Origin of the sequence: Massilia forsythiae, from assembly GCF_012849555.1 — a bacterium.
Classification (GTDB): domain Bacteria; phylum Pseudomonadota; class Gammaproteobacteria; order Burkholderiales; family Burkholderiaceae_D; genus Telluria; species Telluria forsythiae.
Genome location: NZ_CP051685.1, coordinates 2,114,296 through 2,126,781, shown reverse-complemented (window position 1 = coordinate 2,126,781; position 12,486 = coordinate 2,114,296). Strand labels below are relative to the sequence as shown.

The following is a 12,486-nucleotide window of genomic DNA, read 5'->3' as shown; positions in this document are numbered from 1 at the left end:
CGCAGGCGGGGATCCATACGAAGTGTGCAAAATTGCTAGCTTTAAACTATCTGGGCAGCTCTTGAGGTACCTAATTTTGTGGCTCAGTATGGGTCCCCGCCAAGGGGGCCGCCGAGGCCGGGAACGACGTGCTAGAGCCAACTCAACGATTGGCTGCCGTGATCTTCACCAGCACCACATCATTCACCCGCATCGGCACCTGCACGCTCGCCGACCCCTTCGCCCCCACCTTCACCTGCCGCGTCTCCGGCCGGTCCGCCGTCAACGCATGCAACTGCGCCACCTGCGCCGCATTCAAGTTCTTCGGCCGCCCCATCTCCAGGTAACGCGTGTACGCATCGTTGGCCTTGAACCCGGTGCGATACACCTGCATCGCGTACGTGCCCGGCTTCATCCCCGTCAACGCCAGCGTCAGCGGCTGGCCGGCGCGCGTCGGCTGCACCCTGGTATAGAACGGCCGGTTGCTCAGCTTGCCCTGGTCGGGCGACTGGAAATCCCAGGCCAGCACCTGCACGCCGCCATCCGCATCGCGCGTGATCCAGCTCTGCGCGTCATCAGTCCGGACTTCCCGGTCGCCCAGCTGGTTCAGGTATTTGTAGGCGAACCAGGCCGGCTTGCGGATGCCCTGCGGGTTCATCAGGCCGAAGCCGCCTTCGAAGGGCGCGGTCGGCGGACCCGGTTCCTCGAACAGGTCGGAATAGGTCCAGTAGCTCATGCCCTGCAACTGCCCTTCGGACGCCTTCAGCTTGCTCAGGATATAGGGCGCGCTGACATATGAATCGTGTACCGGATCGCGCGGGGTGTAGCTGGTGCTCCATTCGGTGAAATACAGCGGTAGTTTGGGCAGGTAGGAGGCTTCGATTTCCTTCCTGACCTTGCGCACGTCGCCGACGATGGCGTCCGGTTTCGGCGACAGCCTGGTGTCGTCCTTGCCGTTTTCGTCGAGGAAGCCGCCGTCCACGCCATAGGTATGCGTGGTGACGAAATCGACCGCTGCCCCGCTCTGGCGCGTGTGCGCCAAGAATTCCGGCACCCAGGCCGCGCCCGCGGTCGAGGGGCCGCCCACGCGCAGCGCCGGGTCGATCGCCTTGATGGTGCGCGCGGTCAGGTCGTACAGCGCGAAATAGGCCGGCTGGTCGGCCTTTTCCCAGAAGCCGTCCAGGTTGGGCTCGTTCCACACCTCAAAGAACCAGGTTCTCACCTCTTCCTGGCCGTAGCGTTGCTGCACGTGGCGCACGAACGCATCGACCAGGCCCTGCCACTGCGCATGGTCCGGGTGCGAGGTATTGCCCTTCCAATAGAAAATGCTGTTGTTCGAGGTCTTCATCGCATCCGGCGTGAAGCCGAGTTCGACGAAGGGCTTGATGCCCATGGCCAGCAGTTTGTCGTAGAGGGTATCGATCTTAGTCCAATCGTACACCGGCTTGCCGTCGACCACCTTATAGGTGCCCAGCACGTCATGAAAAATGCCGTGGAAGCGGATGAAGCGGAAGCCCAGTTCGTCCCGGGCCAGCTTGAGCTGGGCCAGGCTGTCGTCGCGGATCAGGGTGCCGGGGTAATCCGAGCCGACCGACAGGTCGTAGAAGCGGTCGCGCGGACTGGTCGGCGCGGCGGCGTCGATGGCGATGCGGCGCTCGGCCGGCGCGGCGGCGCCAGCCGGGGCGGCAACGCTGATGGAAGAAGCGAACGCCAGCGCCAGTGCGGCGCCGAGCAAGCTGCGGCGGTGTCTCATGATGGTTATCCTTGATTGTCGGCGTCGACGTTGCCGGCGTGATGTTTGCGCTAACAACGTGTGTCGACGTCAGGATATCGGATAACCGATCGCGCGTAAAACGGAGGATGCGATCGATCAACCGTCGATATGCACCGACACCCCGGTATTGCTGTACTCGAGCGTCGCCTTGTAGCCGTCGGCGACCACGCCGCCGAACACGCCCTTGCGGGTGCCGGCGCGCAGCACCCGGTAGCTCGCGCCCACGCTGGGCTTGAAGCCGCCGGCGAAGCGCAGGCGCAGGGTGCCGCCGACGATCGTCGCCGTGTTCCTCACCGCCAGCGTGCCGGCGTTGTTGGCGCCGAGCGTGATGTCCAGCGTGCCCTTGTCGAGTTGGGCGTAGTTGCCGCCGATGGCGAGCTGGCCCGGCCCCTTGCTGGCCAGGGTGCCGGCCGCACCCACGTACACGTCGCCGCTGCCCAGCGCGCCGTCGGCCGCGCTTTCCAGCGTGCCGCCGTCGATCTGCGTACCGCCCGTAAACGTGTTCTTGCCGTACAGCGCCAGGCGGCCGCTGCCCTTCAGGGTCAGCTTGCCGCTGCCGGCAATGTCGTTGCGCCAGGCGTCCATCGCATAGAAGCCGCCGCGCGCCGCATCCATGGTCACGACGACGTTGCCGCTGAAAGCGCCGTAGCCGTCGGCGGCGGCGAACAGGTTCAGGCGGCCCCAGCCTTCGGCATCGTCCAGCAGCGGATAGCCGGACGGCAGCGCGGTGCTGCGCAACACGGCGCGGCGCTGCATCGCATCCAGGTAAGGCAGGCGGGTTTCCAGGATCGCCTCGGCACCCTTGGGGACCACGGCGGCGCCATTCGTCGCCTTGATCGGGCTGAAGCCAAAGCTCAGGCGGCGCAGGTAATTGGCCTTGTTGGCATCGTGGTCGGCGAAGCGGTCGGCGCCGGCCGCGGCCGCATGCGCGTAGGCATACAGCGTATTGGCCGTGGTGCCGGTCTGGCCCTGGATCCATGCGTGGGCATCGGCATGGGCTTTTTGCTTGAGGGCGGCGTTGGCGGGGTCGTTGATATTGCCGGTGAAAATAGCGTGCGACAGCATGCGGCCGCCCATCACATCCAGCGGCGAATGCATGCCGGCCAGGATGCGGTTCTCGCCCAGCTCCAGGCCGCGAGAGAGCATTTCCTGAAAACGTTCCGGCATCGCGTACGCCATCGCCAGCGAGTTCAGCATGCCGGCATTCGTGTGGCCGCTGGGGAAACCGCCATCGGTGTTCGGGGTCGGGCTCTTGGCCGGTTCCAGCGCCGGCACGACCTTGACGGCGCTGCTCCAGCGCCACGGGCGCGGGTATTTATAAAAACGCTTGGCCGGTTCGGTCGACCCGTTATTGCGCATGGTGTTGATGAAGCCGACCACCGAGCCGAACGCGGCCGTGGTGGCATCGCCGGCGCCATTGCCGCCATCGTCGTATTTCACCGTGGTGGCGTCGGCGGCGACAGCGGTAATCGTGGTGGTGGCTTTCGCGCCGGCGCGCCAGGCCGCGGTCAAGGGGCCGAGGCCGTCGACGATGCTGTAAGCCTGGTTCTGGCGGTCGTCGAGGTAGGCGGCGGTGGCCTGCGCCGCCGTGCGCTGGGCGGTGGCGTCCACCACGTACTGGATGTTGCGGTCGTGCACCGCCTGGTTCAGCACGGTTCCCTGCCCCGGCAAGCCGCTCCAGGTGCTGACGTCGACCGTCCGCGTGAGCGGCTGCCACAGTTCCAGGAACGGCGACAGGGCGCGCACCCCGGCGTTGACGTCGATCGTCAGCTGGGTCTGCTGGTTGGTGGCGGCGCTGTCGACGAAGGCGGGTGCCACCGGCAGCGGCACGTTTTCGACGAAGCCCGGGTCGGCCGGCGCCGCCGGGGCGGTCGTGACCGGCGACACGTCGACGTAGTCGCTGCCGCCGCAGGCCGCCAGCAGGGCAAGGACGGCGGCGGCGATGGCGGCATTGCGCGCCGCCTGCGGTGGCGGAGATGAATGGATAGACGTGGTCGAACTGGCGAAACGCGACATCGGTTGCTCCGGAAGCATGAAGGATCGGAGCGAGGCATTATCACTTTGGAATGTGACGCGCTGATGAAGCGCAGGGCGGCCGGTCGACCATCCGTCAATTCAATGCGCGATCGCGATCTTGCCGACGTGCCGTCCGCCGGAGGCCAGTTCGGCATAGGCCGCACGCACCTCGTCGAGTCCGAACACGCGGTCGATCACCGGCACGATGCGGTGCGCGGCGATGAACCCCACCGCCGCGGCCAGGTCGGCCCTCGATCCGGTGCTATTGCCGATCACGCGCACGGCCTTGGTAATGACCGGCAGCAGGTCGAGCGACGCCTTGGTGCCGCCCAGGATGCCGATCGTGAAGACGGTGCCGCCCACCGCCACCGCGTTCAGCGAGCGTGCGATGGTCGCCGCGCCCACGGTTTCCAGCACCAGGTCGGCGCCGCGCCCGCCAGTCAGTTCCAGCGTCTGCGCGTCCCAGTCCGGCGTGCCACGGTAGTTGATCAGGTGGTCGGCGCCGAGCCTGCGGACGCGCGCCAGTTTTTCGTCGGACGAGGAAGCGACGATCACCGTGGCCCCGAGTGCCTTGGCGAATTGCAGGGCGAACAGGCTGACGCCGCCGGTGCCCAGCAGCAGCACGACCGATCCCGGCCCCAGCGCCGTCGAGCGCAGCGCATTCCAGGCGGTGGTCGCGGCGATCGGCAGGGCCGCCCCCTGGATGAAATCGAGGTGGCCGGGCAAGGCGACCAGGCTGGCGGCGGGCAGCGCCACGTACTCGGCCAGCGATCCGGGCAGGCTGATGCCGCGCATGGCGACCATGGCGCGCGCCGTAGGAGGACCGTCCAGCCAGGCCGGCATGAAATGCGGGACGACGCGCTCGCCGACGGCCCAGCCGTCGACGCCCTCTCCCAGCGCCGCGATCTCGCCGGCGCCGTCGGCGACCGGGATCAAGGGAAAACGCGGGGCGGGAAAGGCGCCGGTGGCAACGGCTACGTCGGCATAGTTCAGCGTGGCCGCGCGCAGGCGCAGCACGACTTCGCCGGGGCCGGCGTGCGGTTCGGGATAATCGGTGGCGCGAAACGCGTCCAGCGACGGGGCGGTCAGTTCGATGGCTTTCATGGTGTTCTCGGTATGGTGAGCAAGCGGGCTTGCGGGATGCTCATCTTCACTCCACAGCAAACGGAGATAAACTGCGGTTTCGTTGGATGATCTGAAACCGGGAGTGCGCAATGGATTTACTGGACAGCATGCGGGTGTACGTGCTGGCGGTCGACAAGGGCAGCCTGAGTGCCGCCGCCGCCGCGTCCGGCATCTCGGCGACGATGGCGGGCAAGCACCTGCGCACGCTGGAACAGCGCCTCGGCATGCAGTTGCTGCGCCGGACCACGCGGCGCCAGCACCTGACCGAGTTCGGCAGCGATTACTATGCGCGCTGCAAGGAAATCCTGCGGCTGGTCGCCGAAACCGATGCGCAGGCGCAGAACCTGCAACTGGCGCCGGCCGGTACGCTGCGCATCACGGCGCCGGTCAGCTTCGGCACCGAAGCGCTGATGCCGGCCCTGTCGGATTACCTGGAACGCTATCCCGACGTGGATGTCGACGTGACGCTTTCCGATCGCGTGGTCGACCTGGTCGAGGAAGGCTTCGAGGCGGCAATCCGCATCGGCCGCCTACCCGATTCGACGCTGGTGGCGAAACCGCTGGCGCCCTATCGCCTGATGATCTGCGCCTCGCCCGCCTACCTGGCGCGCCGCGGTACGCCTGCCGTGCCGGACGACCTGGCCCGGCACGAATGCCTGTCCTTCAGTCCGGCCGCGCTGGCGCAATGGCGCATCGGCGGTGGCGGTGGCGATGATGCGTTCTGCGTGCACGTGTCGGGACGGCTACGCGTCAACCATGGCCAGGCCCTGCGCGTGGCCGCCATCCATGGTGCCGGCATCATCCTGCAACCGGCGATTTTGCTCGAAGACGATGTCCGTGCCGGGCGCCTGGTGCAATTGCTGCCGGCATTTTCCCTTCCGGCCCGTCCGATGAGCGTGGTCTACCCGCTTGATCGCTACCGCGCGCCCAAGCTGCGCAGCTTCGTCGATTTCCTGGCCGAGCGTTTTATTTAATCAGTGTAATCAATGAAAAAAGGGACAAGCACACGCTTGTCCCTCCTTCGTTGTCGCGGCTGCTGGTCCGTGCCGCAGCCGTCGTCTCCTCGCTGGTACTCCCCGAGTTCTTTTGAGCCCGCCTAGTCGGCCAGGCTTTGTTCCAGGCGCCGCTTGGTCGCCATCAGTTCTTGCGGCAAGCCGTAGGCCAGCTTGTCGAACAGTTCCGTGTGCAATTTGAGTTCCTCGCGCCACGCATCCCGGTCGATCGAGGTAATCCTGGTAAATTGCTCGACGCTGAATTCGACGCCGGTCCAGGTGATGTCGCCATACGCCGGCGTGGTGCCGAACATGTGCTCGACGCCGCCGGCGGTGCCCTCGACGCGTTCCAGGATCCATTTCAGCACGCGCATGTTGTCGCCATAGCCCGGCCACACGAAGTTGCCGGCCTCGTCGGTGCGGAACCAGTTGACGCAGAAGATCTTCGGCAGCGCCTGCGGATTGCCCTCGGCCACCTTGCGGCCCAAGTCCAGCCAGTGCTGGAAATAGTCGCTCATGTTGTAGCCGATGAAAGGCAGCATCGCGTACGGGTCGCGCCGCACCACGCCCATCTGGCCGGCGGCGGCGGCGGTGGTCTCGGAACCCATGGTGGCGGCCATGTACACGCCTTCGCTCCAGTCGCGCGCCTCGGTCACCAGCGGCACCGTGGTCGAGCGGCGCCCGCCGAAGATGAAGGCGGCAATCGGCACGCCGGCCGGATCGTCCCAGGCCGGGTCGATCACCGGATTCTGGGTCGCGGCCACCGTGAAGCGCGCGTTCGGGTGCGCGGCCTTGGTGCCGCATGCCGGGGTCCAGTCATTGCCCTGCCAGTCGATCAGGTGCGCCGGTGCTTCTTTCGTCATGCCTTCCCACCAGACGTCGCCGTCGTCGGTCAGGGCGACGTTGGTGAAGATGACGTTCTCGCGCAGCGAGGCCATGCAGTTGGCGTTGGTCTTTTCGTTGGTACCGGGTGCCACGCCGAAATAGCCGGCTTCCGGGTTGATCGCGACCAGGCGGCCATCGGGGGCCGGCTTGATCCAGGCGATGTCGTCGCCGATGGTGGTGACCTTCCAGCCTTCGAAGCCGGCCGGCGGGATCAGCATCGCGAAGTTGGTCTTGCCGCAGGCCGAGGGGAAGGCGGCGGCCACGTATTGCTTGTCGCCCGCCGGCGATTCCACGCCCAGGATCAGCATGTGCTCGGCCAGCCAGCCGGTGCCGCCCTGCCGGGCTTCCTGGTAACCCATGTTGGACGCGATGCGCAGCGCGAAGCATTTTTTGCCGAGCAGCGCATTGCCGCCGTAGCCGGAACCGAAGGACCAGATCTCGCGCGTTTCCGGGTAATGCACGATGTACTTGGTGGCGTTGCACGGCCAGCGCACGTCCTGCTGGCCCGGCAGCAAGGGCATGCCGACGCTGTGCACGCAGGGCACGAACGCGCCGTCGCTGCCAAGCACGTCGTACACGGCGCGGCCCATGCGCGTCATGATGCGCATATTGACGGCCACGTACGGGGAATCGGACAGTTCGATGCCGACATGGGCGATCGGCGAGCCCAGCGGCCCCATCGAGAACGGCACCACGTACATGGTGCGGCCGGCCATGCAGCCGTCGAACAGACCGTGCATGGTCGCGCGCATCTCGGCCGGGTCGACCCAGTTGTTGGTCGGGCCGGCCTGCTCGCGCGTGCTCGAACAGATGAAGGTGCGGTCCTCCACGCGCGCCACGTCGCTCGGGTCCGAGCACGCCAGGTAGGAATTCGGACGCTTCGCAGGATTCAGGCGCCGCATGGTGCCGGCGTCCACCATTTGCGCGCACAGGCGGTCGTATTCTTCTTCCGAGCCGTCGCACCAGTGGATGGCGGCCGGCTTGGTGAGGGCGGCGATGTCCGCCACCCAATGCATGAGCTTCTGGTGCTTGATGTAAGCTGGGACCTTGAGTGCGGCGATGCCGCCCATCGCGGGTTGATTCATGAGTACCTCCAATGCCAATAAAGAAACTTGTCTTGTCCCGGCACGGCAGGATCGTCGTCGGGGAACGCCTCTCGGGCTGGCGCAGCCATCCGTTGTCGTCGGTCTGCGCGGTATGCTCACGCGTCAGGATCGGGGATCATGCTGCTGACCATAAATGATGTCATTCAGACATCGCTGATCTTTATGTCTGGTCGATTCTACACTCCTGGGGACGGCTTTAAAATCCTCCGACAACAAAAATGTAGGATTTTTGGTTGACCAATGTAGTAGGGTATTTTTGCCGTTTTAATTCGTGTCATTTCATTACCTCCACACCGCCAACTTCGACGAACTCTCATGAAAATAGCGATTCTTGACGATTACCAGGATGCGGTCCGCCAGCTCGACTGTTTCAGTTTGCTGGACGGCCACGAGGTCAGGGTATTCAACAATTCCACGCGCGGACTGGGCCAACTGGCGATCCGCCTGGCGCCGTTCGACGCCCTGGTGCTGATCCGCGAACGCACGGCTTTTACGCGTGCATTGCTGGCGAAACTGCCGAACCTGAAGCTGCTGTCGCAGACCGGCAAGGTCTCCGGCCACGTCGACGTGGCCGCAGCCACCGAACTCGGCGTCGCCATTGCCGAGGGCGTCGGTTCGCCGGTGGCGCCGGCCGAGCTGACCTGGACGCTGATCATGGCGGCCTCGCGCCGCATCGTGCCGTACGCCACCAACCTCAAGGAAGGCCTGTGGCAGACCGCGTCGATCAATCCGGCGCTGAACGGGGTCGGCCGGGTGCTGCGTGGGCGCACGCTGGCGATCTGGGGTTACGGCAAGATCGGGCGCCTGATCGCAGGCTACGGCAAGGCCTTCGGGATGCAGGTGCTGGTGTGGGGCAGCGAAGCCAGCCGCGCAGCCGCCACGGCCGACGGTTACCATGCCGCGCCGTCGCGCGCGGCATTCTTCGAGCAGGCCGACGTGCTGAGCCTGCACCTGCGCCTGGTGGATGCCACGCGCGGCCTGGTCACGGCGGACGACCTGGCCCGGATGAAGCCGGATGCGCTGTTCGTGAACACCAGCCGCGCCGAACTGGTGGCGGAGAACGCGCTGGAAGAAGCGTTGAAGCGGGGACAGCCGGGGCAGGCGGCGCTGGACGTGTTCACCAGCGAGCCCTTGGCGGCGGATGCACCGTTGCTGAAGATTCCGACGGTGCTGGCGACGCCGCACCTGGGGTATGTAGAGCGCGACAGCTACGCGCTGTATTTCAGGGCGGCGTTCGAGAACGTGGTGAATTTTGCGGATGGCAAGCCGACCGGGATCTTGAATCCGGATGCATTGCGCCGCGATGCATGATCGGTATCCATCTACCGTCGGTGGCGGTGGCTCACGCCATCACCGCAATTCCGGCTCGCCCGTGAAATTCGGCTTACGTACCGGCATCTCGTGACGCCGCGTCCACAGGCCGGCCCAGCCCGGCGGCCAGCCGACGTCGGGGCCGGTGTACGGCGGCAGGCCGGCGCGCACCGGCACCACCGGTACCGGCGGCATCTCGACCAAGCCGCCCCCTTGGGCGGCGGCGCCATGTCGAAACTGTAGGTGTAACCCGGCAGCAGCGCATCGCACACGCTGGCGAACCAGGCGGTGTGGTCCTCGTCGCGCCCGAGCCCGCGCGCCAGGCCTTCCGGATCGAACCTGGCCAGCGCGTGGATCAGTTCCTCGGTACTGGCGCCGGGCGCGTCGCCCCACCCCATGACCGGGTTGTTGTTGTAGTCGGCGCCGGAGCCATACCAGCCTTCGCGCCAGGGACGCTGCATCCAGTCGCGCTGGCCGGCGAACAGGTGCCAGCGCCAGTGCAGGCCGGACGGCTTTGGCCAGGAGTGCAGGTACAGTTTTTCGTAGCCGGCCATGTGCAGTTCGCGCACCATCGCCATCAGGCGCGCGTGCGGCATGCGGTCCGGCGGCGAACGGCGGAAGTGGATCGCCTCGCCGTCGGCGTGCTGCACCTCGTCGGTCGAGAGGTTCAGGTCGAGCGTGCGCGCTTCGTTGCCGAAACGGGCCGAGATCCAGCCGGTCAGCAGGTTGACATGGGTGATGACGCCATAGCCGCGATGGCGGTGGAAGATGACGGTTCCGGGAGCGACGGGTTTCATTGACGAGGCGGGCTCATGCCCGAATGGGAAGGTGGATACTCATCCGATCCGGTCGATTCTAGCGCGTCATACCCGGATACACTACCGTTTGCGGCTATCATTACCCACCTTTTTTTACTGCGTTTCCAAACCATCATGACTTTGCGGATCATCGCCACCGGCGGCACTTTCGACAAACATTACAACGAACTCAACGGGGTGCTGGGCTTTGCCGAGAGCCACTTGCCCGAGGTAATCAAGCGCTCGCGCATGACGGTGCCGGTCGAGCTCGAAACCCTGCCCCTGCTCGACTCGCTCGAGATGCAGGACGCCGACCGCCAGCGCGTGCTGGCCTCGGTCCAGGCCGCGCCGGAGTCCGCCATCGTGATCGTCCACGGCACCGACACCATGCGCGAAACCGCCGAGGTGCTGGGCGCCGCGGCGGCATCCGGCAAGACCATCGTGTTCACCGGCGCCATGATCCCCTACGCGATCGCCAACTCGGATGCGCTGTTCAACTTCGGCTTTGCCTGCGGCGTGGCGCAGGTGCTGCCGGCCGGGGTGTACGTGGCCATGAACGGCAAGATTTTCAGCTGGGACAACGTCAGCAAGAACCGCGCCGCCGGCGTGTTCCAGGCCCGCTGAGCTGCGGGACTGTTAGTTAGGGAAAAGGAACTTTCCCATAGGCTGCAGAACGCTGCTCAAATTCATCAATTCCTATAATGCATGGACTCATCACCATAGGAGGAATGAATATGAGCGAGCAGCGTAAAACCCTGACCACGCGCCAGGGCCATCCGGTGCGCGACAACCAGTCGATGCGCACCGTCGGCGAGCGCGGTCCGGCGACCCTCGAGAATTACCAGTTCATCGAAAAGATCACCCATTTCGACCGCGAGCGCATCCCCGAGCGCGTGGTGCATGCGCGCGGCACCGGTGCCCACGGCTACTTCGAAGCCTACGGCACCATCGGCGGCGAACCGGCCAGCAAGTACTCGCGCGCACGCGTGCTGAACGAAACCGGCGTGCAGACCCCGGTATTCGTGCGCTTCTCGACCGTGATCGGCGGCAAGGAATCGCCCGAGACGGCGCGCGACCCGCGCGGCTTCGCGATCAAGTTCAAGACGTCGGAAGGCAACTGGGACCTGGTCGGCAACAACCTGAAGGTGTTCTTCATCCGCGACGCCATCAAGTTCCCCGACATGATCCACGCCTTCAAGCCGGACCCGGTCACCAACCAGCAGGAACCGTGGCGCTTCTACGATTTCATCTGCAGCCACCCGGAAGCGCTGAACATGGTCACCTTCGTCAAGAGCCCGTGGGGCATCCCGGCCACCTACCGCGAAATGGAAGGCTCGGGCGTCAACACTTATAAACTGGTGAACGACCAGGGCGTGGCGCACCTGGTGAAATTCCACTTCGAACCGAAGCAGGGCGTGCGCAACCTGACCGCAAAGCAGGCGTCCGAGATCCAGGCGCACGACACCAGCCACGCCACGCGCGACCTGTATGCGGCGATCGAGCGCGGCGAGTATCCGGAATGGGAATTCTGCGTGCAGGTGATGGCCGACGGCGAGCATCCGGAACTGGATTTCGACCCGCTGGACGACACCAAGCGCTGGCCGGAAGACCGCTTCCCGCTGCTGCCGGTAGGCCGCCTGGTGCTGAACCGCAATCCGGACAACGTGTTCGCCGAGACCGAACAGTCGGCTTTCGGCACCGGCGTGCTGGTGGACGGCATCGATTTCTCGGACGACAAGATGCTGCAGGGCCGCACCCTGTCCTATTCCGACACCCAGCGCTACCGCGTCGGCCCCAACTACCTGCAGCTGCCGATCAATGCGCCGCAATCGAAGGCGGTGGCGCGCACCAACCAGCGCGACGGCCAGATGACGTTCTATGTCGACAACGGCGAGTCGGAAAAGCACATCAACTACGAGCCGAGCATCCTGGGCGGCCTGCAGGAAGCGCCGCAACCGGAAAAGGATTACCACCAGCCGGTGCAGGGTCACCTGGGCCGCTACCAGACCAGCAAGACCGCGGCCGACTACCAGCAGGCGGGCGAACGCTACCGCACCTTCGAGGACTGGGAGCGTGACGAGCTGGTGAGCAACGTCGGCGGCGACCTGAAGCAATGCCCGGAACCGATCCAGCTGCGCATGGTCTGGCACCTGTGGCACTGCGACCAGGACTATGGCCGCCGCGTGGCCGACGTCGCCGGCATCGACCTGGAAAAGGCCAAGGCCCTGCCGCCGTTGCCGGGCAAGCCGGCGCCCAACCAGGACCGGCAGGGACCCACCTACACCAGCGGCCAGTCCGAGCAGGGTGGCGCCAGTGCTGCCAAGGAACCGGCCACCAGCGAGGAAGTGGCGGCTGCCAAGTAAATGCGTGCTGGATGATGCCGGCGGTAACGCTACTGCCGGCAATCAGCGGGAAAGGGCTGCCGGCACGGGCAGGCTACTTTCCGGAATAATATTGCTGACCTGACGTCGTTTCTGGCATTGCCGGAAACGACTCCCCGT

Annotated in this window: 8 protein-coding genes and 1 pseudogene; 4 read left to right on the top strand and 5 right to left on the bottom strand. The window is 65.6% G+C overall.

What is annotated here, in order from left to right; genetic code table 11:
* Positions 1-142: 142 nt before the first annotated feature.
* The 3 genes from HH212_RS09190 to HH212_RS09180 all read right to left on the bottom strand — a co-directional run bounded on the left by HH212_RS09190 (position 143) and on the right by HH212_RS09180 (position 4,873).
* The gene (locus HH212_RS09190) at positions 143-1,732 is read right to left on the bottom strand and encodes a GH39 family glycosyl hydrolase (protein ID WP_170202211.1); all 1,590 of its coding nucleotides are present in this window, start codon (positions 1,730-1,732) and stop codon (positions 143-145) included.
* 117 nt (positions 1,733-1,849) lie between these two features.
* Positions 1,850-3,769: an acid phosphatase gene (locus tag HH212_RS09185; RefSeq protein ID WP_170202210.1), complete on the bottom strand. Its 1,920-nt coding sequence runs from the start codon at positions 3,767-3,769 to the stop codon at positions 1,850-1,852.
* Positions 3,770-3,868: 99 nt separating this feature from the next.
* Entirely contained in the window at positions 3,869-4,873 is a 1,005-nt protein-coding gene (locus HH212_RS09180; RefSeq protein WP_170202209.1) for a zinc-dependent alcohol dehydrogenase family protein, read from the bottom strand.
* Positions 4,874-4,983: 110 nt separating this feature from the next.
* On the opposite strand from HH212_RS09180, the gene HH212_RS09175 reads away from it, so the two are divergent.
* Positions 4,984-5,868, top strand: a complete 885-nt coding sequence (locus HH212_RS09175) for a LysR substrate-binding domain-containing protein (RefSeq protein ID WP_170202208.1) — start codon at positions 4,984-4,986, stop codon at positions 5,866-5,868.
* Positions 5,869-5,990: 122 nt separating this feature from the next.
* Here the strand turns inward: HH212_RS09175 and HH212_RS09170 are convergent, their stop codons facing one another.
* Complete coding sequence (locus HH212_RS09170) at positions 5,991-7,856, bottom strand: phosphoenolpyruvate carboxykinase (GTP) (protein ID WP_170202207.1); 1,866 nt, start codon at positions 7,854-7,856, stop codon at positions 5,991-5,993.
* A gap of 336 nt (positions 7,857-8,192) precedes the next feature.
* Here HH212_RS09170 and HH212_RS09165 point away from each other — a divergent pair, with 336 nt between their 5' ends.
* Positions 8,193-9,188: a D-2-hydroxyacid dehydrogenase family protein gene (locus tag HH212_RS09165; protein ID WP_170202206.1), complete on the top strand. Its 996-nt coding sequence runs from the start codon at positions 8,193-8,195 to the stop codon at positions 9,186-9,188.
* Positions 9,189-9,227: 39 nt separating this feature from the next.
* On the opposite strand, the pseudogene HH212_RS09160 reads toward HH212_RS09165, so the two are convergent.
* Positions 9,228-9,985 (bottom strand): annotated as a pseudogene (locus tag HH212_RS09160) (L-asparaginase).
* Positions 9,986-10,120: 135 nt separating this feature from the next.
* On the opposite strand from HH212_RS09160, the gene HH212_RS09155 reads away from it, so the two are divergent.
* Together HH212_RS09155 and HH212_RS09150 are read left to right on the top strand one after the other, a co-directional pair.
* Complete coding sequence (locus tag HH212_RS09155; protein WP_170202205.1) at positions 10,121-10,609, top strand: asparaginase domain-containing protein; 489 nt, start codon at positions 10,121-10,123, stop codon at positions 10,607-10,609.
* A 110-nt stretch (positions 10,610-10,719) separates the two neighbouring features.
* On the top strand, positions 10,720-12,348 hold the full coding sequence (locus tag HH212_RS09150; RefSeq protein WP_170202204.1) for a catalase: 1,629 nt from the start codon (positions 10,720-10,722) through the stop codon (positions 12,346-12,348).
* Positions 12,349-12,486: the final 138 nt, after the last annotated feature.